Annotated in this window: 24 protein-coding genes; 10 read left to right on the top strand and 14 right to left on the bottom strand. The window is 74.2% G+C overall.

The genetic code is table 11. The features are described from left to right. Positions 1–7: 7 nt before the first annotated feature. Positions 8–1,204 carry a dipeptidase gene (locus BMZ50_RS18655; RefSeq protein ID WP_091327950.1) on the top strand — a complete coding sequence of 399 codons (1,197 nt, stop codon included), beginning with the start codon at positions 8–10 and terminating at the stop codon, positions 1,202–1,204. 61 nt (positions 1,205–1,265) lie between these two features. Here BMZ50_RS18655 and BMZ50_RS18650 read toward each other — a convergent pair whose 3' ends face one another. Further along, the gene (locus tag BMZ50_RS18650; protein ID WP_091327947.1) at positions 1,266–2,102 is read right to left on the bottom strand and encodes an HpcH/HpaI aldolase/citrate lyase family protein; all 837 of its coding nucleotides are present in this window, start codon (positions 2,100–2,102) and stop codon (positions 1,266–1,268) included. Positions 2,103–2,289: 187 nt separating this feature from the next. On the opposite strand from BMZ50_RS18650, the gene BMZ50_RS18645 reads away from it, so the two are divergent. Then, positions 2,290–3,180 (top strand): hypothetical protein, encoded by an 891-nt coding sequence (locus tag BMZ50_RS18645; RefSeq protein ID WP_091327943.1) that lies wholly within the window; start codon positions 2,290–2,292, stop codon positions 3,178–3,180. An 83-nt stretch (positions 3,181–3,263) separates the two neighbouring features. Here BMZ50_RS18645 and BMZ50_RS18640 read toward each other — a convergent pair whose 3' ends face one another. Further along, the gene (locus BMZ50_RS18640; RefSeq protein WP_483866631.1) at positions 3,264–3,893 is read right to left on the bottom strand and encodes a DUF2238 domain-containing protein; all 630 of its coding nucleotides are present in this window, start codon (positions 3,891–3,893) and stop codon (positions 3,264–3,266) included. 211 nt (positions 3,894–4,104) lie between these two features. Between BMZ50_RS18640 and BMZ50_RS23795 the strand changes: the two genes are divergently transcribed. Together BMZ50_RS23795 and BMZ50_RS18630 are read left to right on the top strand one after the other, a co-directional pair. Further along, a complete protein-coding gene (locus BMZ50_RS23795) occupies positions 4,105–5,037 on the top strand; it encodes a hypothetical protein (RefSeq protein WP_143087221.1) in 933 nt (310 codons plus the stop codon). After that, positions 5,024–5,635 (top strand): class F sortase, encoded by a 612-nt coding sequence (locus tag BMZ50_RS18630; protein ID WP_177212885.1) that lies wholly within the window; start codon positions 5,024–5,026, stop codon positions 5,633–5,635. Before BMZ50_RS23795 ends, BMZ50_RS18630 begins: the two co-directional genes overlap by 14 nt. 4 nt (positions 5,636–5,639) lie before the next feature. Here BMZ50_RS18630 and BMZ50_RS18625 read toward each other — a convergent pair whose 3' ends face one another. From BMZ50_RS18625 to BMZ50_RS18615, 3 genes are all read right to left on the bottom strand, one after another. After that, a complete protein-coding gene (locus tag BMZ50_RS18625) occupies positions 5,640–6,365 on the bottom strand; it encodes an HAD family hydrolase (RefSeq protein ID WP_091328106.1) in 726 nt (241 codons plus the stop codon). A gap of 139 nt (positions 6,366–6,504) precedes the next feature. Next, positions 6,505–7,818: a cytosine permease gene (codB, locus tag BMZ50_RS18620; RefSeq protein ID WP_091327931.1), complete on the bottom strand. Its 1,314-nt coding sequence runs from the start codon at positions 7,816–7,818 to the stop codon at positions 6,505–6,507. Continuing rightward, positions 7,815–8,312, bottom strand: a complete 498-nt coding sequence (locus BMZ50_RS18615) for a nucleoside deaminase (RefSeq protein ID WP_177212884.1) — start codon at positions 8,310–8,312, stop codon at positions 7,815–7,817. The genes codB and BMZ50_RS18615 overlap by 4 nt, the downstream gene beginning before the upstream one ends. A gap of 196 nt (positions 8,313–8,508) precedes the next feature. Here BMZ50_RS18615 and BMZ50_RS18610 point away from each other — a divergent pair, with 196 nt between their 5' ends. After that, a complete protein-coding gene (locus BMZ50_RS18610) occupies positions 8,509–10,056 on the top strand; it encodes a helix-turn-helix domain-containing protein (protein WP_091327928.1) in 1,548 nt (515 codons plus the stop codon). Positions 10,057–10,194: 138 nt separating this feature from the next. Next, the gene (locus tag BMZ50_RS24360; RefSeq protein WP_177212883.1) at positions 10,195–10,338 is read left to right on the top strand and encodes a hypothetical protein; all 144 of its coding nucleotides are present in this window, start codon (positions 10,195–10,197) and stop codon (positions 10,336–10,338) included. A gap of 23 nt (positions 10,339–10,361) precedes the next feature. Here the strand turns inward: BMZ50_RS24360 and BMZ50_RS18605 are convergent, their stop codons facing one another. Both BMZ50_RS18605 and BMZ50_RS18600 read right to left on the bottom strand, forming a co-directional pair. Then, entirely contained in the window at positions 10,362–10,685 is a 324-nt protein-coding gene (locus tag BMZ50_RS18605) for a hypothetical protein (RefSeq protein WP_091327925.1), read from the bottom strand. 93 nt (positions 10,686–10,778) lie between these two features. After that, the gene (locus BMZ50_RS18600; protein WP_091327922.1) at positions 10,779–11,267 is read right to left on the bottom strand and encodes a hypothetical protein; all 489 of its coding nucleotides are present in this window, start codon (positions 11,265–11,267) and stop codon (positions 10,779–10,781) included. Between the two features lie 457 nt (positions 11,268–11,724). Here BMZ50_RS18600 and BMZ50_RS18595 point away from each other — a divergent pair, with 457 nt between their 5' ends. After that, positions 11,725–12,960 (top strand): epoxide hydrolase family protein, encoded by a 1,236-nt coding sequence (locus tag BMZ50_RS18595; protein ID WP_091327918.1) that lies wholly within the window; start codon positions 11,725–11,727, stop codon positions 12,958–12,960. A gap of 117 nt (positions 12,961–13,077) precedes the next feature. On the opposite strand, the gene amrS is transcribed toward BMZ50_RS18595, so the two are convergent. Continuing rightward, complete coding sequence (gene amrS / locus BMZ50_RS18590; RefSeq protein WP_245753726.1) at positions 13,078–14,175, bottom strand: AmmeMemoRadiSam system radical SAM enzyme; 1,098 nt, start codon at positions 14,173–14,175, stop codon at positions 13,078–13,080. A 220-nt stretch (positions 14,176–14,395) separates the two neighbouring features. Between amrS and BMZ50_RS18585 the strand changes: the two genes are divergently transcribed. The 3 genes from BMZ50_RS18585 to BMZ50_RS18575 all read left to right on the top strand — a co-directional run bounded on the left by BMZ50_RS18585 (position 14,396) and on the right by BMZ50_RS18575 (position 18,607). Further along, on the top strand, positions 14,396–14,890 hold the full coding sequence (locus tag BMZ50_RS18585) for a YciE/YciF ferroxidase family protein (RefSeq protein WP_177212882.1): 495 nt from the start codon (positions 14,396–14,398) through the stop codon (positions 14,888–14,890). A gap of 435 nt (positions 14,891–15,325) precedes the next feature. Further along, positions 15,326–17,692, top strand: coding sequence for a penicillin acylase family protein (locus BMZ50_RS18580; RefSeq protein ID WP_091327908.1), 2,367 nt, complete (start codon positions 15,326–15,328; stop codon positions 17,690–17,692). Positions 17,693–17,716: 24 nt separating this feature from the next. Further along, positions 17,717–18,607, top strand: coding sequence for a polysaccharide deacetylase family protein (locus BMZ50_RS18575; RefSeq protein WP_218146336.1), 891 nt, complete (start codon positions 17,717–17,719; stop codon positions 18,605–18,607). A 27-nt stretch (positions 18,608–18,634) separates the two neighbouring features. On the opposite strand, the gene BMZ50_RS18570 is transcribed toward BMZ50_RS18575, so the two are convergent. From BMZ50_RS18570 to BMZ50_RS18545, 6 genes are all read right to left on the bottom strand, one after another. Continuing rightward, positions 18,635–20,023, bottom strand: a complete 1,389-nt coding sequence (locus tag BMZ50_RS18570) for an FAD-binding oxidoreductase (protein ID WP_091327904.1) — start codon at positions 20,021–20,023, stop codon at positions 18,635–18,637. 81 nt (positions 20,024–20,104) lie between these two features. Then, on the bottom strand, positions 20,105–20,518 hold the full coding sequence (locus tag BMZ50_RS18565) for a cupredoxin domain-containing protein (protein ID WP_177212881.1): 414 nt from the start codon (positions 20,516–20,518) through the stop codon (positions 20,105–20,107). A gap of 87 nt (positions 20,519–20,605) precedes the next feature. Next, on the bottom strand, positions 20,606–21,634 hold the full coding sequence (locus BMZ50_RS18560) for an alcohol dehydrogenase catalytic domain-containing protein (protein ID WP_091327896.1): 1,029 nt from the start codon (positions 21,632–21,634) through the stop codon (positions 20,606–20,608). A 24-nt stretch (positions 21,635–21,658) separates the two neighbouring features. Continuing rightward, positions 21,659–23,149 carry a mannitol dehydrogenase family protein gene (locus tag BMZ50_RS18555; protein ID WP_091328099.1) on the bottom strand — a complete coding sequence of 497 codons (1,491 nt, stop codon included), beginning with the start codon at positions 23,147–23,149 and terminating at the stop codon, positions 21,659–21,661. Positions 23,150–23,189: 40 nt separating this feature from the next. Beyond that, entirely contained in the window at positions 23,190–24,644 is a 1,455-nt protein-coding gene (gene xylB, locus BMZ50_RS18550; protein WP_091327892.1) for a xylulokinase, read from the bottom strand. A gap of 38 nt (positions 24,645–24,682) precedes the next feature. Next, positions 24,683–25,795: an ABC transporter ATP-binding protein gene (locus BMZ50_RS18545; RefSeq protein ID WP_091327889.1), complete on the bottom strand. Its 1,113-nt coding sequence runs from the start codon at positions 25,793–25,795 to the stop codon at positions 24,683–24,685. Positions 25,796–25,811: the final 16 nt, after the last annotated feature.

Raw genomic sequence — 25,811 nt, 5'->3', positions numbered from 1 at the left:
GGTCGACATGAGCAGTGGTCGCGCCGCCGCCCTCACCACGGCGCACGACCTGCTGCGCCGGCACCCGCTGATCGACGGTCACAACGACCTGCCGTGGACCCTGCGCAAGGGCTTCGGCGGGGACCTGCGCCGGGTGGACCTCTCGGGGCCGGTGGCCGGCACGCGCACCGACCTGCCGAGGCTGCGTCGTGGTGGGGTCGGCGGCCAGTTCTGGTCGGTCTACGTGCCCGGCACGCTGCAGGGCGACGCGGCGGTGACCACGACCCTGGAGCAGATCGACCTCGTCCAGCGGATGATCGCCCGCTACCCGGACGACCTGGCGCCGGCACTGACGGCCGACGACGTGGAGGCCGCGTTCGCGCGCGGCCGGATCGCCTCACTGATCGGCGCCGAGGGCGGCCACTCGATCGCGAACTCCCTCGGTGTGCTGCGGATGCTCCACCGGCTCGGCGTCCGCTATCTGACGCTCACCCACAACCTCAACGTGCCCTGGGCCGACTCGGCGACCGACGACCCCGTCCTCGGCGGGCTGGGCGCGTTCGGGCGGGAGGTGGTGCGCGAGATGCACCGGCTCGGGATGCTGGTCGACCTGTCCCACGTGGCCGCCGCGACCGCGCGGGACGTGCTGGGGATCGCCGAGGCGCCGGTCCTGTTCTCCCACTCGGGCGCCCGCGCGGTGTGCGACCACCCGCGCAACGTCCCGGACGACCTGCTCCGCCGGACGGCCGCCAACGGCGGCGTGTGCATGGTGACGTTCGTCCCGGACTTCGTCTCGCCCCGCCGCCGCGCCTGGACCCTCGGGCTCGAGGCCGAGCTCGCCCGCCGCGGTCTGGACCGGAGGGACCCGGCCGCGCGGGCGGCGGTCGAGGCCGAGTTCCTCACCGACCATCCCCGCCCGCGGGCGACCCTCGGCGAGGTGGCCGACCACGTCGAGCACGTGGCGAGGGTCGCCGGGCCCGAGCACGTCGGCCTCGGTGGGGACTACGACGGCACCGACGACCTGCCCGACGGGCTGGAGGACGTCGCCTGCTACCCCGCGCTGATCGCCGAGCTGCTCACCCGGGGATGGGGCGAGGACGCGTGCATCGCGCTGATCGGCGGGAACGTGCTGCGGGTGCTGCGCGTGGCCGAGGCCGTCTCCCGGACCCTGGCCGCCCAGCGGGAGCCGGCGACGGCGGACGTCGGGGATCCTGCTCGCGCCTGACGCCGGGCCGCGCCGAGCGGTCGCTCGCCGGGCGTCTGCCCCCGGCGAGCGACCGCTGGGCTCAGACGGGCTCGACGCCGAACGCCTCGGCCAACCGCTCGATCTTGCGGGCCCGACCGAGGCGGGGCTTGTCACTGCCGTCGCGGATGACCCGCCCGCGGGCCTCGAAGTCGGCCAGGAAGTCCCGCGCCCAGGCGACGTCCGAGGGCGTGGGGCTGATGACCTCGTTGATCACCGGCGCCTGCTCCAGGTCCAGGCACAGCTTCCCGGTGAGCCCGAGGGAGACGGTCACCGCGGTCTGCTCGCGCAGCACCGGGTGGCTGGTGCTCACCGTCGGGCCGTCGATCGGCCCCGGCAGCCCGCCGATGCGGCTGGCCACGACCAGGCGCGAGCGCGGGTAGGCCATGGCCAGGTCGTCGGCGCTGGTGCCGGTGTCGCGGCGGTAGTCACCGCTGCCGAAGGCCAGCCGGAATGCGCCGCGGGCCTGGGCGATGCGGACGGACTCCTCGATGCCGAGCGCCGACTCGACGAGCGCCAGCACCGGGGTGGCCCCGCCGAGCCGGTCGAAGGTCTCCGTGACGTGCTCGGCGGCCTCGGTCTTGGCCAGCATCACACCCAGCAGCCCGGGCAGGCCGGCCAGCTTGGCGACGTCGTCGGCCCAGAACGACGTCGAGCGGTCGTTGATCCGGACCCAGGCCCTCCGGTCCCCGCCCGACAGCCAGTCCACGACCCCGGCCCGGGCCTCGTCCTTGTGCGCCGGGTCGACGGCGTCCTCGATGTCGAGCACGACCTGGTCGGCCCGCGAACCGTGCGCGGTGTCGAACAGCTCGGTGCGTGCGCCGTTGACCAGCAGCCACGAGCGCGCGTCCTCGGGTCCCACGTTCTTCCGTTTCGCCACGCGCCCATTGTCCCTTGCCGCCCGGAGCGATCGGCGAGCAGGACGGGGCCGGCGCTCCGGGTCACCGGTGCCGGCACCGTTCTCCCTGGTCGTGCCGCGGGCCTGCTCGGTGGTGCCCAGGCGACCAGCGGCCAGCGCCGCACTCAGTGTGTCCCCGTCGAGCCGCGCACACTGCCAGGATCGACGTGTGGCGGAGGCTGCGGCCGGGGCGCTTGCCGACGAACAGGTGTCGCGTGTCCGCGACGACCCTCCGGCGCGCTGGGCGCTTCTGTGCCGGTTGTACGAGCTTCCGGCAGCGGTGGACCGTGGCTACCTTCCCTTCCGCCGAGCGGCGGCGGCGTTCATCGGATGGCAGCTACGCCGGGGACTGCTGAACCCCGAGTCCGGTCCCTCGCCGGGCAGTCCGTGGTGGCGCGCGGTGAACGAGTGCCTGCTCAGGGATACCAGCGAGGCCCGGGAGCTGGCCTTCGGTCGCCCCGGTGCTCCCCGCACCGCCGGCGTAGCAGCGACTCTCGATTTCATCCGTGAGCCCACGGCTCGCACCTGGTATCGCGCGCACAACGTGAGCATCGTGTCGGCGTACCTGGGCAACGAGGACCTGGCCCGCAGAGAGGGGCGGGTCGAGCGGTTCTTCATCAACCTCGTGCTCATGCGCGTGCTGTACGCGCATGCTCTGGTCGCCGCGCCCCGGCTCGCGCTCGGCTGGCTGGCACCCTGTGGTCGGTTGATCGGTGACCCGCGGGTGGGCATGACCGGCATCTTCTTGTCCCTGTCGCGCGTGCTCCCCGATCGCTACCCGCTCGACGACGACCTGGGCAGATACGTCAACGCCGAGCACCGCCTCGGCCACCTGCTCGACGTCGGCATCATCGTGCCCCGACTCGGCCAGCTCTACGACTGGTCCGCCGGTGAGCTCGGGCTCCCGGGGCTCAACGCGCTGCTCGTCCACCCTGGGCCGACCCCTGCCTACGTGTGGGACCCGCGGGAAGCCGATGCCTGGCACCCCGTACCGTCCCGTCTCGCTCGAGCAGCGCAGCGCGCAGTCTCCGCATCCCCGCGGTCGTCGCGGATGCGCTGACGTGCCGCTGTTCGGGGCGCTCCGTTCCGCGCATGCCCGGCCGCTTCGTCGAGGACATCAGGGGAGGCTCATCGCGCCCGGGCTCAGGCGCTGACGTCCTCGTAGGTGTTCACGCCGGGGATCCGCCGGACGGACCCCCACCCGAAGCGGGCCCAGGCGACGAGCAGCCCTGCGCCCGCGAGCGCACCCAGCGTGTCGCGGACGAGGTCGCCGTTCGTGTCGTCGTTGCTCTCCGACAGCGTGGTGCCCAGCCACGCATCCGACCGCCACTCGTAGATCTCCCAGAGCGCCCCCACCGAGATGCCCAGGGCCGCCGTCACGATGAAGATGCCCACGTAGTGCTGCAGGTGGGTCTCGTCCCGCGGGTCCGGGACGACGTCCAGCCGGGCGAGGGCGATGTAGATGACCGGCGCGGTGAGCATCGGCAGCGTGAAGTGCACCAGGTCGTCGAAGTGCAGGAAGTCGTCGTAGAAACCCAGCGTCTCGCCGAACCCCTGCAGCGCCATCGCCACCGTCAGCGACAGGTCGTACACGCGGGGCAGGTTCACCAGCCGCGCGACCACCGTGACCAGCCCCAGCGCGCCGAGGAAGGCGGCCGCCCCCAGGCGGCCGTTCACCGCGTAGACCACCGCGCCGCCGAGGATCACCAGCCGCAGGACGTCGATGCCGTCCCTCACCAGCGGCGTCCAGTCCCCCAGCACGAGCCTGCGCATGTCCACGGGCGGCGCGTACCCGGCGAGGGCCCGCTCACCCCGGCGGCCGGGTGAGGAGCTCGAGCTGGCCGCCCGGGAAGGGCAGGAGAGCGCGCAGGAATCGGCCCGAGCGCGGCGACCCGACCGGCGGGGAACGGTCCGTCACCAGTCGGGAGCGGCCTCGTTGTGCCGCACAGCCTGCTCTCCTGTCCGCGCTCCCGGGGGTCCGCCTGTGTCAACACACCGCTCGTCGTCCCGGGGGCTGCGTGCCCGCCGGTCCCTCGTCGCCGCAGGGGTCGCCGCGGCCGTCGTCGCGCTGCCGGGCCCGGCTGGGGCCGACGACGGCGGAGCGCCCGACCCGGGTCCGGCCCTCGGGGACGTCGCCGGCGAGCTGGACGGGGCGATCGGGCTGCTTCCCGCGCCGTGGAGCGCACCCACGGCCGGGGACCCCGACGCGGAGCCGGCCGGGCCCGTCGAGGAGCGCACCGGACCCGGGAGCGCTCCCGCCACCGGCGCGGGTGCAGCACCGGCCCCGCCGGCGCCCGGCGAGGTTCCCCTCGTGGAGGAGCTGCTGGCCGGGGTGCACATCTCCCCGGAATGCGTGGACGGCGTGCTCCAGGGGGTCCGGGTGGCGGCCACCGGCCTCTCCGCCGGCCTGCAGGAGCTGCTCGACCAGCTCGTCGGTGGCCTGCAGCAGGGACCGGCCGGTCTGGGCGACCTCGTCCCGCTGACCGGCGACGGCACGACCCTCCTCCCGGCACCCACGCGCTCGGCGAGCGGCACCGGCACCGTGGTCCTCGGCAGCCCGGAGGACCTGGCCGGCGCGCCGGGGGCGGAGGAGCTGCAACGCCTCGCCGATGACCTCCAGGCCCTCGTGGAGGTCGTCGTGTACGACTGCCTGCCGCAGCCGCCCGGGTCCCCGCCGGCACCCCCGGAGGCAGCGCCCCCCGTCACCGGGGCCCCGCCCGCGGTCGAGGCACCGCCGGCGCACGAGGTGGTGCAGCCGACGGTCGCCGCCGCGCCGGTCGTGTACCCGGGCTACGCGCCGACCGGCGCCGACGGCACCGACGGGACCGGTGCCCCCGCCGCACTCGGCGCTGCTGTCCTTCTGGCGGCGGGTACGGGCCTGGCCGGCGTCCGGCGGCACTCCCGTGCGCACCGCTGAGCGGACCGGCCGCCCGACCCTGCTGACGTTCCTGCTGGTCGCCCTGGTGGGGGTCGGGCTGGTGGCGTGGCGGTACGACGGGGACCCGCTGCCCGCGGCCGAGGCCCCGGCCGGCGGCCCGGTCGTCCCTGTCCGGCTGACCATCCCGGCGATCGACGTCGACTCCCCGGTCGAGTCCCGGGGCACGGTGCGCTACGAGAACCCCTTCACCGGGCAGCCGGTCGACGGGTACGGCGTCCCCGAGTCGATGGACACCACCTCGTGGTGGTCGGACGGGCCGCAGCCGGGTTCCGGCCGGATGGCGGTGGTCCTGGGCCACGCGGGGTCCGGCGGCCCGGCGGTGTTCGACCGGCTGGCCGAGCTGCGGGCAGGCGACGAGGTGTCCCTCGTCGACGGGGCCGGCGCCGTGCTGCGCCTGGAGGTGCTCGGCGACCCGCTCACCGCGCTGGACAAGTCCACCTCCGCGCTGGCCGACGTCCTCAACGGCCACCCGCCGGGCGCCGCCGTCGCGTTCGTCACCTGCAGCGGCGCGTTCGACGAGGCGGCCGCGGCCAGCGAGGAGAACACCGTCGTCTTCGCGAGCCTCGCCGGCGGCTGAGGGCTCACCCCTCCGGCGGTGGGCCGGTCCAGTCCTCCTGCTGGCGGACGCCGACCTCGTCGAGGTGGTCGAGCAGGTCCGCGGGATCGGCGTAGACGCGGTAGGCGCCGGCGCGTTCGAGCTCGTCGCGGCCGTAGCCGCCCGAGAGCAGCCCGACGCCGAGGGCACCGGCCCGGCGGGCGGCCAGCAGGTCCCAGATGCTGTCGCCGACGACGACGGCATCGCCGGGGTCCACGCCGATCCGTGCCGCCGCGGCGAGGAACAGGTCCGGGTCGGGCTTGGCGTGCCGGACCTGGTCCCGGGTGACCAGCGGGGTGTCCGCGGGCAGGCCGAGCAGGTCCAGCGCGGGCCGGGCCGCGATGGCCAGGCCGCTCGTCGCGATGGCCCAGCGGACGTCCCGCAGGGTCAGGGCGGCGAGCAGCTCGCGGGCGCCGGGGAGCGGGCGGACGGCGTCCCGGCGCCGCCCGTAGGCCTCGGCGTGGGCGAGATTGAGCTCGCGGATCTGCCCCGCCGAGAGGGAGCCGCCCGTCTCGCGCAGCAGCGCGGTGACGAACAGCCCGCCGCTCATCCCGATCCGCCGGTGGATCTTCCACACCGCCAGCTCGATCCCGAATCCGGTGAGCGCCTCCTGCCAGGCCAGGACGTGCTGGTAGACGCTGTCGATGAGGGTTCCGTCGAGGTCGAACAGCAGCGCCGGGGGCGTCGAGGAGAGCACGGTGCGCTCCGTCATGGCGAGCACCCTGCTCCCGGCGCGGGGTGCGGACAAGCGCAGCCGCCGCGGTGCGTCACGGGAGCAGCCCTGCCGCGACCCCCGTGCCGATCAGCCGGGTCCCCGGCCGGGAGCAGCCGCCCGGCCGGGGACGTGGGCGTCAGCGTTGGGCGGGCACCCTCGTCGCGGTGTCCGGGGACAACCGGGCGAGCCCCATCGACAGCACGATCGCGACGACGATGCCGATGACCGGTGGGATGCCGATGCCGAGCTCTCCGCTGAGCCAGGCGAGCCCGGCCGCGACGGCGTAGGCGGCGAGGTTCGGCCAGCGGACCGCGGGCGGGGCGTACCCGCCCGGGATCCCGCGGCGCCACCGGGCGAGGAAGTCGCCGATGATGACGCCGCCCAGCGGCGGGATGAACGTCCCGAGCAGCACCAGGTAGTCCACCAGGTGGTTCTGCACCCCGGTCAGCGCCAGCCCGGTGGCGATCACCGACCCGCCGATCACGAAGGGCGCCTTGCTGGGGCGGTTGAACAGCTCCGCGCCGGCCACGCCGAAGGCGTAGGCGGTGTCGGCGTTGCTCTTCCAGAGGTTGCCGAACAGCAGCACCAGGCCCCAGCCGACCAGACCGAGCTGGTACAGGACCAGGACGAAGTCGCCCTCGCCGAAGGTCAGCGCCCCGACCGCGCCGAAGAAGATCATCAGTCCGTTGCCGACGAGGAACCCGATGACGCAGGCCCAGACCGCGTGCGAGGGGCGGCGGGCGAAGCGGGTCCAGTTCGGCGCCTGGGTGCCGGCCGACACGAAGGTCCCCACGACGGTCGTCACCGCCACGGCGAGCGCCATCGACGACGTCGGCTCGACACCGGCCAGGCCGCTGAAGCCGCCCACCTCCTGCAGCGACCGGCCGAGCACCCAGAAGGCCAGGATCAGGATCAGCGGCGTGGAGACCAGCGACACCCAGTACATGCCGTGGTAGCCCCAGTAGGCCGTCGCGCACATCAGCACGCTGGTCACCACCATGACCGCGGCCCGGGCCCCGTAGGAGTCCCAGTCCAGCGCCTCGGCGGTGAGGTCCCCGATCGTGCCCACCACGACGGCGTACCAGCCGATCTGGGTGCCACCCAGGAGCACCGAGGCCAGCTTCGCGCCCCGGGTGCCCAGCGTGTAACGCGCCATGACGACGGTGGTCAGCCCGGTACGTGCGCCCACCCAGCCCATGACGGCCACGTAGACGCCGAGCACCAGCGAGCCCAGCCCGATGACCAGCAGCAGATTGCTGAAGGAGAACGCCGGCCCGAGGGCGGCGCCGGCCAGCATCGTGGGGGTGAACACCGTGAAGCCGAGCAGCACGACGGCGACGGAGAAGAACGACTTGCGCGCGTGCGCCGGGACCGGGGTGACCGGGTAGTCCGGGTCCACCACCTCGGCATCGGCAGGCCCGGTGGCGGCGGTGCGGGTCTCGCTGGTCACCCCTCCTCCCCGATGTCCTCGTTCCAGATCTCGGGGCGCTCGGCGATCATCCGGCGCATCAGCTCGATGCACTCGGCGTCGTCGAGCACGGTGAGCTCGACGCCCTTCGAGCGGAGCAGCTCCTCCGAGGCCTGGAAGCTGCGGTTCTCCCCGATGACGATCCGCGGGATCTCGTACAGCAGCGCGGTCCCGGCGCACATGTAGCAGGGCGACAGGGTCGTGTAGAGGACGCTGTTCCGGTAGACCGAGGCCGGCAGGCGGCCGGCCCGCTCGATGCAGTCGGTCTCCCCGTGCCGGATGGCGCTGCCCATCTGCACCCGGCGGTTGCGGCCCACGGCCAGCACCTGTCCCTGGTGCACGAGCGCGGCGCCGATCGGCACCCCGCCCTCGTCCCAGCCGGTGCGGGCCTGCTCGATGGCCAGGGCGAGGTAGAAGCGGTCCAGTTCCTCGGGCGAGAGGTCCGGAGGGGCGGCGGGCAGGGGTGCAGCGGTCACAGGTCCTCCACGGGTCGGTGGGGACGGCGGTCGTGCGCCGTCGGTGCTGGGGACGGTCAGGTGGGGCCGGCGTCGCTGCCGGATGGCGCTGATCACACAGCGAAGCGTTGGGACGACCAGCGGGCAAGGGACGCGGTGTCCGGTCCCCGGCCCCTCCTGCTTGACACGATGGTCCCTGACTCCGGAGCCTTCCGGCGTGCTGCCGACTGTGACCGAGGTCCTCCGGCTACCCGCTCTGCGGGCCGCGGCGCCGGAGGTGCTCACCGGCGACCCGGACACGGCCGTCGTGCGGTGGGTGCACTCCTCCGAGGTCTACGAGATGGGTGGCCTGCTCGCCGGCGGCGAGTTGCTCCTCACCACCGGCCTGGGACTGCACGGCCGGACCGCCCAGCAGGTGACCGACTACGTCGAGCAGCTGGCCGACGCCGGGTGTGCCGGCCTGGCACTGGAGGTCGGCCGCTCCTTCGCCGTCGTCCCCCACGAGCTGGTGCAGACGGCGCGGCGGCGCGGGATGGTGCTGGTGACGCTGCGTGAGGTGGTGCCGTTCGTACGGATGGTGGAGGACTTCCACGACCTGCTGCTGCGCCGCAAGCTGTCCTGGCGGCGACCGGCGGAGCCGATCTGGCAGGAGCTGCTGGGGCTGGTCCTCTCGGGACAGGGACTGGCCGCGGTCCTCAACGCATCGGCCCGGTTGGCCGACTGCCCGGTCGAGCTCGTCGACGTCGACGGCCGGGTGGTCGAGCGCAGCCGCACGCCCGGGCTGGCCGGCTCCGCCGCGCGCACGGTGACCGAGGTCCGGGGCGCGCACGGCCCGGTGGGCCGGCTGGTGCTGCACGGGCGGTCGACGGCGCAGCGCACCGGCGTGGCGGAGCGGGCAGCCGTCGCCGTCGCGCTCGAGCTGGGCCGGCACCCCGATCTCGGGTCGAGGCCGTCGCTGGCCCAGGCGGTGATCACCGACCTGGTCGCCGGCGTGCTCGTGTCGCAGGGCGATCTGCAGGCCCGCCTCTCCGCCGCGGGCTGGGTGGCTCCGGCCGGCAGCTCCGTGCTCGTGGCCGCCGTCGAGGTGGACCGGCGCACCCCCGCGAGCGAGGCGGTACCCGCGGTGCGCGAGGCCGCCGAGGCCGTGCTCGGCCGCTGCCTGGTCGGCGCCGCCGGCAGCACGGTGATCGTGCTGGCCCGGGGTTGGCCGCGCTCCGCCCAGCCGCGGCAGCGGGAGGCGGCCGAGCAGCTGCGCACCCGCCTGTGCGCCGGGCCGCTCGGTGCCGCGGTCCGCACGATCGGAGCCGCCGACCCGGTGAGCGACCTCGCGGACGTCCCCGAGGCGGTCGCGCGGGCGCGCGAGGTCATCACGCTGAGCCGGCGGATCGGCAGCCGGCAGCCGGTGGTGACGGCCCAGGACGTCGCCGTGCACCGGCTGCTGGCCGGTGGCCTCGACGGTGCCCAGCTCGCCTCGTTCGTCACCGGCCAGCTCGGGCCGCTCGTCGACCACGACGCCGCGCACGGGACCGACCTGCTGCGCACCCTCGACGCGCACCTGGCCACCGGCCTGAGCAAGACCCGCACCGCCGAGTCGCTCGGCATCCGCCGGCAGACCCTCTACGCCCGGCTGGAGCGGATCGAGCACCTGCTCGGCACCCCGGTCGAGGATCCGGCGCAGCGCACCTGCCTGGGCCTGGCCCTCGCCGCATGGCGGATGCGCACCGGGCTGGACCCGCAGGCCGTCCCGGGCCGCAGCCGCGGCTGAACCCCGGATCCTGCGCCTCGGGTCCCCGCCGGCCGTCGGTCACCGTGCGCGCCTGTGACCAAGGCAGCAGTCCTTCCGCCGCCTCCGCCGCCGTGTGCGCCGGACACTGGTAGGAGGCCGAGCGGGGGGAGCCCCACCATGCAGACACCGATGGCCGCTCTGCACGAGCGCTACATCGAGCAGGTCAACGAGGCCGTCGCCGAGGACCGGATGGACCTCGTCGAGCAGCTGAACGAGGAGTACGTCGAGGAAGCACTGAAGCTCATCCTCGCGACCGCCTAGCCTCGCCTGACCGGCCGCGCGTCTCAGCGCGGCCAGCGGAGCTCGACGTGGGTCCACGTGACCTCCGGTCCGCCGGGGACGGTCCGCCGTCCCCGGCGGACCTCCACGGTGCCCCGCGCGACCTGCCACCCCGTCCGGCCCGCCAGCTCGGCCGCCGTCGCGGCTGCGGCCCGGGTCACCACGAGGGCCGAGGTGGTGAGGAACGGTCCCGCGGCACGGACCAGCGCCGGCAGCAGGAACCGCACCCCACCCGCCGCCCCGGGCGGTGGCGGCCCGTTCCTGTAGGGGACGCGAGTGCCGTTCGCGGCGAAGATCGCGCTGGGCTCGACCGGATGCTCGTCCGTCATGGTGTGTCCTCCCGCACGACCGCGGTTCCCGAGGGGGCCACTCACGACGGTGCCCCAGACGCGGCCGCCACGCCAGAGCCCGGGCGGAACCGATCAGACCGGCCGCGCGGCCACCGTCGCCCGGAGCTCGGCCGCGTGCAGGTCGGCGACCGGGGCGAGCAGGTCCGGATGCCGCAGCAGCGCCGCCGCGGCCAGGTCGCTCGCCGACGGGGCCACCAGCGGACTGTCCAGCGGCTCGCCGGCGGCTTCCGCGGCCTCCGCCGCCAGCGCCGGGTCGCCGAGCAGGGCCGCCGCCCAGCTGACCACGACCTCGTCCACCCAGGTCCGCCACGGCGCGTCGTCGCCGTCCCCGCCGAGGCCCGCACCCGCCGCCCAGTCCAGCCGCGCGCATCCACCGGGGCCGCACAGCTCCAGCAGGGCGTCGTCGGCGTCCGTCGGGTAGCGCAGCCGCGCCGCGACCGACGTCGCCTCGCGCACCTGCCACTGCGCGCTCATCGCCGCGAACGGGTCCGCAGGCGGGGGGAACGCGGTCAGCAACCACTGCGCGCTGGCTGCCGCGACCCCGTCCCGGTGCTCACTCATCACGCATGGAGCAGTACGCACCGTCAGGCTGTGCAAGACACACAGCCCGGAGAGTCTAGGCGCCGGCCGTCTCGGGGCCATCCGGTGGCCCGGACCGGGAGATGCGTCAGCTGCGGGTCAGTACGGCAAAGGAGGGTGACAGATCGGGCTCACTCCGAAGATGCGATCGCCCGAGATGCGGCGAGGACCTCTGGCCCGGCGGCCCCCCACGCGGCCCATCAGGGCCGGCTGGCCGCATCCCGTCGTCACGCGCCAGTTGGCGCATGGACACATCCGCGATCACGGAGTGTTCCCCCGTGCCGGGAGGGTCGCCGACGGGTCTTGGCGGCGCTGGGACACCCGAGAAACGTATCGGCCGCCCCGGAGGCGCCGACCGTGCCCGGTGGCGCTGACCACGGGGCTCCTGCGGCACCGACCGGTCTGGCACTTCCCCGTCCCGAGACCGAGAGGCAGCCCCATGACCACCGTCGCGCAGGAGACCGGCAGTGCCATCCGCCCCTTCCATGTGGAGATTCCGGACGAAGCGCTCGCCGACATGCGCCGGCGGATCGCCGCGACCGTCTGGCCCGAACGGGAGACCGATCCGTCGCAGGGAGTGCCGCTGGCGACGATGCAGGAACTGGCCCGCTACTGGGCGACCGACTACGACTGGCGCCGGTGCGAGGCGACCCTGAACGCGCTGCCGCAGTTCGTCACCGAGATCGACGGGCTGGAGATCCACTTCATCCACGTCCGCTCCCGGCACGAGGATGCCCTGCCGCTGCTCGTCAATCACGGCTGGCCCGGCTCGATCATCGAGCAGCTCAAGATCATCGACCCGCTCGTCGATCCCACGGCCCACGGTGGCACCGCGGCGGACGCCTTCCACGTGGTGATCCCGTCGATGCCGGGCTACGGGTTCTCGGGCAAGCCGACCAGCCCCGGCTGGGGCCCCGAACGCATGGCCCGGGCGTGGGCAGATTTGATGCCCCGCCTCGGCTATCCCCGCTACGTCGCCCAGGGCGGGGACTGGGGTGCGTTCGTCGTCGACTTCATGGGGGTGCAGCAACCGCCGGGACTGCTCGCCATCCACACCAACTACGCCGGCAGCGTCCCGCCCGACGTCTACCGGGCTCTGTTGGCCGGCGAACCGCCGCAGCCCGGCTTCTCCGCCGAGGAACGACGGGCCTACGAGCAGCTGGCCACCACCCTCAATCGAGTGGCCTACGCCCAGTACATGGCCTCGCGCCCGCAGACGTTGTACGGCATCGCGGACTCACCCGTCGGTCTGGCCGCCTGGCTGCTCGACCACGACGACGCCGGCGGCCAGCCCGCCGCGGCGGTCGCCGCGGCCCTGAACCGGACCTCGAGCGACACCGGCGAACTGACCCGGGACGAGGTCCTCGACAACATCACCCTCTACTGGCTGACGCACACCGGCGTCTCCGCTTCACGGCTGTACTGGGAGTACAAGGGCGGCTTCTGGGACGCCAAAGGCGTCTCCATCCCCGTCGCCGTCAGTGTCTTTCCCGGCGAGGCATACCAGGCCCCGCGGAGCTGGGCCGAGCGCGCCTATCCCCAGCTGATCCACTTCAACGAGGTCGACCGCGGCGGACACTTCGCGGCCTGGGAAGAGCCCCAGCTCTTCGCCGAAGAGCTCCGCGACGGCTTCCGGTCCCTCCGCCCATCTCCGGTCCCTCAGCCGCGCAGCTGAGCAGAACTCCGCGGCTACAGCGAATGTCGCCCGCCTGCGCCTGTGTGTCTGAAGCCGACTTCTGGGCGAGTGCGATGCAAGTAGTTGGCCCGATGCAATCACCCTCATCTGCCGTACTCAGCTGCGGGTGACCCCGGCGATCGCCACCGGCAGCCTGCGGGCCCCCCAACGCCCGACCGGGCCGTCGTACCGGCCCGGGACGGCGGTGCCGCAGGAGGCACAGCGTCCGTCGTCGGTGATCCGGTACCGGCCGATGACGTACCGGTCCCGTTCCACCACCGCCTCGCCGCAGCCGGGGCAGAACGTGCGGCCACCTTCGGCGTCGTGGACGTTGCCGGTGTAGACGAAGCGCAGCCCGTGGCCCAGGGCGATGCGGCGAGCCCGCGTCAGCGTCTCCGGCGGAGTGGGCGGGACGTCGCGCATCTTGTGATCGGGGTGGAACGCGGTGAAGTGCAGCGGGACGTCGGGCCCGAGGGAATCGGCGATCCACGCGCACTCGGCGTCGATCTCGGCGTCGGAGTCGTTGTGCCCGGGGATGAGCAGCGTGGTGATCTCGACCCAGAGGTGGGTCTCGTGCCGCAGGTGGACCAGGGTGTCGAGCACCGGCTGCAGGTGCCCGGCGCACACGCGGCGGTAGAAGTCCTCGGTGAACGCCTTGAGGTCGACGTTGACGGCGTCGACGTGGGCGAACAGGCCCCTCCGCGTCTCGTCGGTCGCGTACCCGGCAGTGACCGCGACGGCCCTGATCCCCCGGGCCCGGCAGGCGTGGGCGACGTCGACGGCGTACTCCAGGAAGATCACCGGGTCGTTGTAGGTCATCGCCACGCTCCGGCAGCCGAGCCGCACGGCGGCCTCGGCGATGTCCTCCGGGCCGGCGGCGTCCGCGAGCCGGTCGATCTCCCGCGACTTCGAGATGTCCCAGTTCTGGCAGAACCGGCAGGCCAGGTTGCAGCCCGCGGTGCCGAAGGACAGAACCGCGCTGCCCGGCAGGAAGTGGTGGAGCGGCTTCTTCTCGATCGGGTCCACGCAGAACCCGCTGGAGCGGCCGTAGGAGGTGAGCACCACCTGGTCGGCCGCCCGGCCCCGCACGAAGCACAGCCCCCGTTGCCCCTCGTGCAACCGGCAGGCACGCGGGCACACGTCGCACTGCACGCGGCCGTCGTCCAGCCGGTGCCAGAAGCGACCCGGCACCGTGTAACGGTCCTCGAGGCTCATGTCCGACGTCATCAGGGCGCCCCCGCCCCACGATAGTCACGCGAGCCGGGTGCCCAGCGCCTGACCGACCGCTGTCACGTGCGCCGTGCCATGCGCCGGTTCTCCGCTGTCACGACCAGCCACGTGGACCGAATCCCCACGTGGTCTCCCGTCCTGGATGACCGACGCTGGGCGGGCCGGAGCATCCCGGCTGCCACTCGGAGAACGCACCGGAGGAGACGTGGCACTGAACAACCCGCTGGACCTGTTCCAGTACGAGCTGTGCGGTATGTACGACGCCGAACACAAGATCGCGGAGATGTACGGGGAGATGGCCGGCCAGATCCAGGACGGCGACCTCGCGCAGACGTTCCGCACGGACGAGCAGAAGGCCCGTCAGAAGATCGGCAACCTGGAGCAGTGCTTCCAGGCGATCGGCGCCCAGGCCGAGCGGGTGCCGTGCCCGCCGATCGACGGGATGCGCCAGGACATGCAGCAGGTCATGTCGCAGAACCCCTCGCCCGACGTGCTCGGCATGAAGGCGGTGGGGACGGCGATGAAGGCGGCGCACTTCGAGATCGCCTCCTACCGCGGCCTGGTCGACAAGGCCGTGATCGTGGGCGACACCCCGTGCAGCCAGATCCTGCAGACGATCCTCGTCCAGGTGGAGGAGACGGCGGCGACGCACGAGCGGCTCAGCCACGAGATGAGCCAGCGGCTGCTCGCCCCCGCGTGACCGCCCCTCTTCCGCCCGAACCCTGGCCCGGGTGCGGCCACGCTCCCGCGAGCAGCCGACCCGGACCGGGAATGCTCCGGCCCGGGATGCGTTGACAACAGTGCCGGTCCGGTACATGCCCCCGGGCCTCATCCTTCGCCGCCACGAGCGGCCACTCGCCGAGAGGCGGCTGTCGGGCCGGCACCCATGCATGCGACGGCCGCCCGGTCCCGAGACCGCGCGGCCGTCGTCGTCGCAGGGCCTGCGCTGCGGCGCCGGTGACCGGGGCACGACCCCGTGGCGCGACCCCCCGGGCGGCGCGATACCGGTCTTGCAGCAGGCGGCCCCGCGGACGAGGCTGCTGGTCGATCGGGGCCGGCGTCCCCTCGGTCGAGCGGACGTCCGCCCCCGGTCGACCGCTACGGCCCGGTCCGCGCGGCGGAGGCGAGGGACGCCATGTCACCGAACCCGGGGGACTCGGCGACGCACCGGTTCCCCGTGCCCGGCCTGGCGGCCGAGGCCGAGATCCTGGTCGACCGCTGGGGCGTGCCGCACATCTACGCGCGGTCCCCGGACGACGGGTTCCTCGCCCAGGGCTTCAACGCCGCCCGTGACCGGCTCTGGCAGATCGACCTGTGGCGCCGCCGGGGGCTCGGGCTGCTCTCGGAGGTCTTCGGCCCGCAGCACGTCGAGCGGGACCGGGCCGCGCGGTTGTTCCTCTACCGCGGCGACATGCACGGCGAGTGGCTGGCCTACGGCTCGGACACCAAGCGGGTGGCCACCGCCTTCACCGCCGGGGTCAACGCCTTCGTCGAGCTGACCCGGAGCGATCCCGGCCTGCTGCCCGTCGAGTTCACCCGGCTCGGCTACCTGCCGGCGACGTGGCAGCCGGAGGACGTGGCCCGCATCCGCAGCCACGGGCTGTTCTACAACCTGCGGCAGGAGGTGGCCCGGGCCCGGACCCTGCGGGACTTCGGCCCCGCGGTGGAGGCGCTGCGGCGCCGGCTGGAGCCGCCGCACGAGCTGACCGTGCCCGAGGGGCTGGACCTGTCGCTGATCCCCGACGACGTGCTGGCCGTCTACGACCTGGCGACCACACCGCCGGTCTTCGCCGCCGCCGCGGTCAGCGGGGACGACGTCGCGCCGCCGTCCGGGCAGCACAGCAACAACTGGGTGCTGGCCGCTTCCCGCACGCAGACCGGCCGGCCGCTGCTGGCCAACGACCCGCACCGGGCGGTGTCGGTGCCCTCCCTGCGGTACGTCGCGCACCTGGCCACCCCCGACCTCGACGTCATCGGCGCCGGGGAACCGGCCCTGCCGGGCATCTCGATCGGGCACAACGGGCGGATCGCCTTCGGCCTGACGATCTTCTCGATCGACCAGGAGGACCTCTACGTCTACGAGACCAACCCCGCGGACCCCGGCGAGTACCGCTACCAGGGGCGCTGGGAGCCGATGCGGGTCGTCTCCGAGACCGTCCCCGTGCCGGACGGGGAGCCGGTGCCCGTCGAGCTGCGGTTCACCCGGCACGGACCGGTGGTGCACGAGGACCCGCAGCGGCACACGGCGTTCGCAGTGCGCGCCGCGTGGCTCGAGCCGGGGATGGCCCCGTACCTGGGCAGCATGGACTACATGCGGGCCCGCACCTGGGACCAGTTCGTCGCGGCGATGAACCGGTGGGGCGCCCCGCCGGAGAACCAGGTCTACGCCGACACCGAGGGGACCATCGGCTGGAAGACCGGCGGGCTCACCCCGATCCGGCGGAACTGGGACGGCCTGCTGCCGGTGCCCGGCGACGGCCGGTACGAGTGGGACGGGTTCTACGACATGGACCAGCTCCCCGGCGCGGAGAACCCGGAGTCCGGCTGGCTGGCCACCGCCAACGAGATGAACCTGCCGCCGGACTTCCCGGCCGACCGGGTCATCGCCTACGACTGGTACGCCCCCTACCGCAAGCAGCGGATCACGGAGGTGCTGGACGCCGGCCGGGCGCTGTCCGCGCAGGACTGCGTACGGCTGCAGACCGACTACGTGAGCATCCCGGCGCGACGGATCGTCGCCCGCGCCCGGGAGCTGCTGGCCGGGGAGGACGACGTGGACCGGCCGCTCGCGCTGCTGGCCGGCTGGGACGCCGACCTGGCCGTCGACTCCCCGGCCGCGGCGCTGTTCGAGGTCTGGTACCGCCGGCACCTGCGGCCCGTGCTGCTGCGGGCGGCGCTGTCACGCCTGGTCGAACCGGAGCGGATCGAGGCGGCGCTGCGCGCCGTCCTGCCCGACGAGGTGCTGCTGGCCGACGCCCGCGTCGACCTGGACCTGCTCGAGCAGCCCGGGGACCGGTTCGGCCCCGACCCCGACGCGGTCCTCGCCGGGGTGCTGCACACCAGCCTGACCTCGGCCGTCGCCGATCTGGAGCGGGTGTTCGGCCCCGACCGCGCCCGCTGGAGCTGGGGCCGGCTGCACGTGGCCCGGCTCCGGCACCCGCTCGCCGCGCTGCTGGACGAGCCGCTGGCCGGCCGGACGGCGGTCGGCCCGGCCCCGCGCGGCGGCAGCGGCGACACGGTGGGCAACACCGCCTACACGCCGGACTTCGTGCAGAGCGCCGGCTCCACTTTCCGGATCGTGGTGGACGTCGGCAGCTGGGACGACTCCCTGGTCATGAACTCCCCCGGCCAGTCCGGCGCCCCGGACAGCCCGCACTACGCCGACCTCTTCTCCTCGTGGGCCGCCGACGAGGCCTTCCCGCTCGTGTACTCCCGCGCAGCGGTGGAGTCGGCGACCGAGCAGCGGATCGTCCTCGAGCCCGGCCCACCGCGGTCGGGCTGACCGCCCCGTCCCCAGGAGGTCTCCGTGACGTACCAGCAGCGCGCCGGCAGGGTCCGGCTCGACGAGGGGAAGAAGGTCGCCGTCGCCCTGGGCCTGGACGTCGACGCCATGGCCATCTGGGACGGCTCCTTCCACCGGTGGACGCCGGCCTACCAGTCCCGCGGCGAGTTCGGCGTCGAGGTCGGTGTGCCGCGACTGCTGCGCCTCCTCGAGCAGCACGGGGTGAAGGCGACCTGGTGCATCCCCGGCCACACCGCCGACACCTTCCCCGAGGCCTGCCGGGACGTCGCCGCGGCCGGCCACGAGATCGCCCACCACGGGTACATGCACGAGAACCCCACCGAGGTGGACAGGGACCGCGAGTACGAGGTGCTGCTCAAGGGCGTCGACGCCCTCGAGCGGATCTCCGGCAGCCGCCCGCGCGGCTACCGCTCGCCGTACTGGGACTTCAGCCCGAACACCCTCGACCTGCTCGAGGACATGGAGTTCGTCTGGGACAGCAGCCTCATGGGCAACGACTTCCACCCCTACTACCCGCGCCGGGTCATCCAGGACGACTGGGTGCAGCACGGCCAGTACAAGGTGGGCAACGGGCCCAGCCGGTTCAGCGACCCGAGCCCGGTCATGGAGATCCCGGTGTCGTGGTACCTCGACGACTTCCCGGCCCAGGAGTACGTCACCGGTATCCAGGAGGGCATGGGGCCGGTCGAGCACATCGAGTCCCGCTGGCGGTCCATCTACGACTACGCGGCCGCTCAGGACGACGGCGGGGTGTACGCGCTGACCACCCACCCCCAGACGATCGGCCGGGCGCACATGATCCAGATGCTGGAGCGGCTGATCGTCCACATGCGGGACAACGGCGGCCAGTTCATGACGCTCAGCGAGGTCGCGGCGGCGACCACGTTCGACTGAGCCGGACGCCCCGCGGGCGGCGGGGGCTCAGATCGCCTTGCCGGGGTTCAGCAGGCCGTGCGGGTCGAGGGCGGCCTTGAGGGCGGCCTGCATGGCCTGCACCGCCGGGGAGAGCTCGGCGTGCAGCCCGGGGCGCTTGAGCAGGCCCACCCCGTGCTCGCCGGTCACCGTGCCGCCGAGCTCCAGGGCGGCCGCGACGATCTCCTCGAAGGCGGCCTGGGCGCGGGTGCGGGCGGCCGCGTCCCCGGCCGGGGTGATCAGCAGCGGGTGCAGGTTGCCGTCGCCGGCGTGGGCGATGTTGGCGATCAGCGTCTCGTGCCGGGCGCCGATCTCCTCGATCCGCGCGAGCATGGCCGGGACGGCGGCCTTCGGGACGCACACGTCCTCGGTGAGCACCGGCCCGAGCCGCTCCAGGGCCGGGTAGGCCAGCCGGCGGGCGGCGAAGAGCGCGTCGGCCTCGACGGGGTCGGAGCTGACCGCCGCCCAGCTGGCGCCGCCGGCCTCGAAGGCCGACTGCAGCGCCGCGGCCTCGGCGTCCCCGGCCGCGCCGGGGGTGTCCACGCGGCCGAGCAGCACGACGGCGGCGTCGGCGGCCAGCCCCATGTTCTTCCACGCGTCGACGGCGGCCAGGCAGTGGCGGTCCACCAGCTCCAGCGCGGACGGGGTCAGCCCGGCCTCGGCCACCGCGGTCACCGCGCGCCCGGCGTCGACCACCGAGTCGAAGTAGCCGGCCACGGTGCGCTCCGGCCCGCGCAGCGGGCGCAGCCGCACCGTCACCTCGGTGACGATCCCCAGGGTGCCCTCCGAGCCCACCATCAGCGAGGTGAGGTCGTAACCGGCGACGCCCTTGGCGGTGCGCCGGCCCAGCCGCACCAGCTCGCCGGTGCCGGTGACCACCTGCAGGCCCAGCACGTAGTCGCGGGTGACGCCGTACTTGACGCAGCAGACCCCGCCGGCGTTGGTGGCCACGTTGCCGCCGATGGTCGACCACGGCGAGCTGGCCGGGTCCGGCGGGTACCACAGGCCGTGCTCGGCCACGGCGGCCCGCAGGTCGTCGTTGACCACCCCGGGCTGCACCACGGCCAGCCGCTCCAGCGGGTCGATCTCCAGGACCGCCGCCATCCGTTCCAGCGCGAGCACCACGCAGCCGGCAACCGCATTGGCCCCGCCCGACAGGCCGGTGCCCGCCCCCCGCGGCACCACCGGGGTGCCGGTGGCGAGGCAGGCCCGCACCGCCGCCTGCACCTCCTCGGCGCTGTGCGGCCGCACGACCGCGACCGGCAGCGTCCACGGCGCCCACTCGGCCTCGTCGTGGGCGTAGGAGGCGAGCACGTCCGGATCGGTGACCAGGCGGTCGGCAGGCAGCCGGGCGGTCAGTTCGTCGAGGACGGCGCGGGTCCGGGGGTCTGCGAGCACGGCGTCACGCTAGGGGGCGAGCACCAGGAAACGAGGGGCTCTCCCCGCGCCGTGCCGCTCGGGCCCGTCCGGTCAGGTCATTCAGGTCACCGAGACGGTGACCTCCATGCCCATGGCCCGGTGGTTGTCGATGCTGCAGTAGAAGACGTAGGTCCCGCGCTGCAGGGTCACCGTCAGCGACGCCCTCCCGCCTCCGGGGATCGCCGGGGTGGCCGCCACGTTCCGGCCGTTCTGCGAGACCACCAGGTCGTGCGTGGCGCTCCCGGCGTTCCGGACGGCGAACGTGGTGCTGCCGGCCGTCAGCGTCCGCGGCATCGCGATGGAGAACTCGGCCTCGGTGACGCTGACCTGCCCGGCGAGCGTCTCGTCGTCCACGGCCGCGGCGGGGCCGCCGACGAGCGCGACGAGGACGCCCAGGGACACCGCCAGGAGCAGGCTCCCCAGGCGGCGACGCAGGAGCGGGGGACGGAGGGACTTCCCGAAGTCGGCCGACATGCGCGCACTCCCTTCTCGTGGCCCTGCCCGACCCTCACCTCGCCCCGACGGCGGGGGCATCGTCCGCACGGGGTGATCCCGGCCCGGTCACGGCGTCCAGACGATGCCCACCTTCCCGCCGGTGCCGGTGTCGGCGGTCGCGTAGGCCTCCGCCGCGTCGGCGAGGGCGAACCGGTGCGTGACCACCTGCTCCGGGTGCAGGTCCCAGCGGGCGAGGTGGTCCAGCAGCTCGGCCATCCGCCAGGTGGAGGACAACCAGGAGCCGACGACGGTCAGCTGGCGGTGGATGAGGACGTCGCTGACGTCGACGGTGAGGGTCCCGCCCTCCCCCACCAGCGCCGCCCGTCCCCAGCGGTGGGTGTGCCGCAGGGCGGCCGGCTGCCCGGCGCCGCTCCCGGAGCAGTCGATCGAGGTCTCGGCGCCCGGCCCGAGCAGGCCGGTGAGCTGCTCGTCGCTGCCTCGCACCGCGAAGTCCACGGCGCCCACGTCGCAGGCCAGCTTGCGCCGCTCCGGGCTGGGGTCGGCGCCGACCACGACGGTGACGCCCAGGGCCTTCCCCAGCAGCCCGGCGGCCAGGCCCAGCGGGCCGAGGCCGGTGACGAGCAGCCGGTCGCGGCCGGAGACGCCGATGCGGCACAGCGCCTCGTAGGCGGTGACGAACTCGCACGCCGCGCAGGCGCCGTCGAGCCAGGTCAGCTCCTCCGGGAGGGGCAGCGCGTCGCGCTCCTCGGCCAGCAGGAGGTCGGCGTGACCGCCGTCGCGCTGCCAGCCGTAAGCGGCCCGGCTCGGCGACATGCAGCCGACCTGGTAGCCGCGGCGGCACTCGGCGCACAACCCGCACCCGCTGACGGGGTACACGGCGACGCGGTCGCCCACCCGCAGCCGACGGACCCCGGGGCCCACCTCGACGACCTCCCCCGCCGGCTCGTGCCCGGCGATCACGCCCCGGTAGGCCTCCGGTCCTGTCCCGCGGTGCTCCCGGTAGATCGAGCGCAGATCGCTGTCGCCGATCGTGCAGGCCCGCATCGCGAGGACCACCTGCCCGTAGCCGGGCTCGGGGTCGGGGACCTCCCGCAGCTCCACCGTCCGGTCGCCGCGCAGGTAGGCGCCGAGCACGTATACCTCCTTCCAGGGCCGGGATCAGGCCGCGGGCTGGGGCGCTCCGGCGAGGGCCTCCAGGGTCGCCCGGGCCCCGCGCTCGTGCAGGGAGCTCAGCGCCGCCCGGTAGCGCGACGTGAACCGCTCGTCGTCGACCAGGTCCCCGAAGAGCTCACGGTCGGCGAGGAAGGCGAGCGGGTCCTCCCGCTGGCGGCGGGCGCGGGCCACGAGCTCCTCCCGCCGACGGTCCGCGACCTCGATCGGCCGCCCCTGCTCGTCCACGCCCTCGGCGTACCGCGCCCAGCTGGCGACGACCGCGGCCGAGCGCCGCACCTCACCGCCGGCGGCCAGGTTCTCCCGGATCACCGGGAGCAGCCACTTGGGGATCCGCTCGGAGCCGTCGAAGGCCAGCCGGGCCAGGGTGTCGCGGACGGCCGGGTTGGAGAAGCGCTCGATCAGGTTCTCCCGGTACTCCCCCAGGTCGATCCCCGGGACCGGGCGGAGGGTCGGCGTCGCCTCCTCCAGCATGTAGCCGCGCAGGAGGCTCCGGAAGAGCGGGTCCCGGGCCGCGTCGTGGACCAACCGGTAGCCGGCGAGAGAACCGAAGTAGGCCAGCGCCTGGTGGCCGGCGTTGAGCAGCCGCAGCTTCATCAGCTCGTAGGGCTCGACGTCCTCGACGAGTTGCACGCCGGCCTCCTCCAGCGGGGGCCGCCCGAGACTGAAGTCGTCCTCCAGCACCCACTGCGTGAACGGCTCGCACACCACCGGCCACCGGTCGTCGATGCCGAACCGGCGGCGCAGCTCCTCCCGGTCCTCGTCCGTGGTCGCCGGGGTGATCCGGTCGACCATCGAGTTCGGGAAGGGCACCTCCCGCGCCATCCAGTCGCCGAGCTCGGGGTCCCGCAGCGCGGCGAAGGCGGTGAAGCTGCGCCGCGCGACGTCACCGTTGCCCTGGATGTTGTCGCAGGAGACGACGGTGAACGGCGCCAGCCCGCGTTCCCGCCGCCGGACCAGCGCCTCGGTGACCAACCCGAACGTCGTGCGGGGCGCCGCCCCCGGCTGCAGGTCGGCCAGCACGTCGGGGGCGGTGGCGTCGAACTCCCCGGTCACCGGCGAGAAGTTGTAGCCGCCCTCGGTCACCGTCAGCGACACGATCCGCGTCCCCTCGTCGGCCATCCGCTCGACGACCGCCTCCGGGTCGTCCGGCGCGAGCAGGTACTCCACCATCGACCCGATGACGCGGGGCTCGAGCGTCCCGTCGGGGTGCTTGACCACGAGGGTGTAGAGGCAGTCCTGCGCCTGCATCGCCTCCTTCATGGCGCGGTCGGACGGCAGGACGCCGACCCCGCAGATGCCCCAGTCCAGCGCCTCGCCGCGCTCCAGGAGTCGGTCGACGTACATCGCCTGGTGCGACCGGTGGAACCCGCCCACGCCCACGTGCACGATGCCGGGCCGCACCCGGTCCCGGTCGTAGGCCGGCGTCGGCACCGATGCGGGCAGCGACGACAGGGTCTGCTGGTCGAGGGGTTGCATGGGGTCCTCCCGCGGGTCGGCGGTTCCCGGGCGCACCCGGTCACCGTGTGGGGGTTGCCGGCTCGGGCTCCGCCACGGGGACGCCGTCCGCGGCGGACCGCTGCCTGGCCACGGTCAGGTCCCGCGCCTCCGCGTACCGCTCGCGCACGGCCCGGACGGCGTCGCCGTCATAGGTCTGCACCCCGGCGCGGGCCCACCGCGGCGGCTCCGGGTCGCCGCTGCGCGTCCAGGCGGCCTGCCGGGCGGCCCCGTCGGCGACGTACTCCCCCGGTGGGGGCACCAGTACCGGCCGGCCCAGGACGGTCGGTGCGATCTGCCGGACCGCCGGGGACCGCGCGCCGCCGCCCACGAGGACGACCCGGTCGACCTGCGCGCCCGACGTGACCAGCGCGTCGAGGCCGTCGGCCAGGCCGCACAGCAACCCCTCGACGGCGGCGCGGGCGAGGTGCGCGGCGGTGGCGGTCGCCAGGCGCAGCCCGTGCACGGCCCCCGTGGACTCCGGCCGGTCCGGGGTCCGTTCGCCCTCCAGGTAGGGGACGAGCACGAGCCCGTCCGCGCCCGGCGGGGCCGACAGGGCCAGCCGGGACAGCTCCTCGTGGTCGACGCGGAGCATCGCGGCGACCGCGTCGAGGACGCGGGCGGCGTTGAGCGTCGCGATCAGCGGCAGGAACCGGCCGGTGGCGTCGGCGAAGCCCGCGACCGTGCCGGTGGGGTCGGCGGTGGGCGCCTCGGTCACCGAGCAGGCCACGCCGGAGGTGCCGATGGAGAGGACCGCGTCACCGGGGCGGGCGCCCAGCCCCAGGGCGGCCGCGGCGTTGTCGCCGGTGCCCGGGCCCAGCACGGCACCCGTGGGTGTGGTGCCGGCCGGGGTGGACGGGCCCAGTACCCGCGGCACGACCGCCGCGTGCCCGAGGGCCCGCTCGAGGAGGTCGGCGCGGTACCGCCCGCTCCCGGGTGACCAGTACCCGGTTCCGCTGGCGTCCCCGCGGTCGGTGCGCAGCCCCCCGAGGGCCGGGTCGGTGCCGAGCCGCCAGGTCAGCCAGTCGTGCGGCAGGCAGACGGCCGCGGTGCGGGCCGCCGACGCCGGCTCGTGCTCGGCCAGCCAGCGCAGCTTGGTCACGGTGAAGGACGCGACCGGGACCGAGCCCACCGCCTCGGCCCACACCCGGGCGCCGCCCAGCTCGGCGATCAGGTCCCGGGCGGCGGGAGCGGAGCGGGTGTCGTTCCACAGCAGCGCGGGCCGGACCACCCGGCCGGACTCGTCGAGGCACACCATCCCGTGCTGCTGCGCGCCCACGGCGACCGCGGCCACGTCCCCGAGCCCGCCGGCCCGGTCGATCGCGGCCTGCAGCGCCGCCCACCAGGCGTCCGGGTGCACCTCGGTGCCGTCGGGGTGCCCGGCCCGGCCCTCCCGGACCAGCGCACCGCTCTGCGCGTCCCGGATCACGACCTTGCAGGACTGGGTCGAGGAGTCGACGCCGGCGACCAGGTTCACGGGGGTCCTCGGGGGTTGGGTCGATCGGACAGGGGAGCTCAGGCGGGCAGGCGCTGCCCCGTCGCCGCCGAGAAGAGGTGTTCCTTGCCGGGCTGGATCCGCAGGTACACCTGCTCGCCCTTGGCCGGCGGGCGGGCGGGGTCGACCCGGGCGACGATCTGGCCGCTCTCCGTCGATTCGCCCTCGGCCAGTTCCGGCAGCGTTCCGTGGAGGAACGCATCGGAGCCGAGTTCCTCCACGACGCCCACGAGCACGGGGAAGGCGCCGGGCTCGGTCTCCGAGACGAGGTCGAGGGACTCCGGGCGGTATCCCACGATGATCCGGTCGGCGCCCTCGGTACTCAGCGCGCTCAGCGTCGCGGTCGTCAGGGGGATGCGGGCCCGGCCCAGCACGGCCTGCCCGTCCTCGACGGTGAACTCCGCGATGTTCATCCCGGGTGAGCCGATGAACCCGGCGACGAAGACGTTGTCCGGCTCCTGGTAGAGCCGCAGCGGGGTGTCGCACTGCTCCAGCACGCCGGCCCGCAGCACCGCCACCCGGTCCCCCATCGTCATCGCCTCGACCTGGTCGTGCGTGACGTAGACCGTGGTGGTGCCCAGCCGGCGCTGCAGCGCCGCGATCTGGGTACGGGTCTGCACGCGCAGCTTGGCGTCGAGGTTGGACAACGGCTCGTCCATGAGGAACACCTGGGGATCGCGCACGATGGCCCGGCCCATCGCCACCCGCTGCCGCTGGCCGCCGGAGAGCGCCTTCGGCTTGCGGTCCAGGAACTCCTCCAGATCCAGGATCTTGGCGGCCTCCCTGACCCGGGTGGAGATCTCCTCCCTGCTCTTCCCGGCGATCTTCAGGGCGAAGCCCATGTTGTCGGCCACGGTCATGTGCGGGTACAGGGCGTAGCTCTGGAACACCATCGCGATGTCGCGGTCCTTGGACTTCAGGTTCGTGACGTCCCGGTCGCCGATCCGGATGCTCCCGCGGTCGATGTCCTCCAGGCCGGCGAGCATCCGGAGGCTGGTGGACTTGCCGCAGCCCGACGGGCCGACCAGCACGAGGAACTCACCGTCCTCGACCTGCAGGTCGAGCGCATCGACGGCGGGCCGCTCGGAGCCGGGGTAGATGCGGCTGGCCCGGTCGTAGGTCACGGTGGCCATCAGGTTCTCCTTGCTG

This window comes from Geodermatophilus ruber (genome assembly GCF_900114385.1).
In the GTDB taxonomy this organism is placed as follows: Bacteria; Actinomycetota; Actinomycetes; order Mycobacteriales; family Geodermatophilaceae; genus Geodermatophilus; species Geodermatophilus ruber.
Note: the sequence above shows the minus strand (reverse complement) of the source record. Positions and strands in the feature narration are given on the sequence as shown.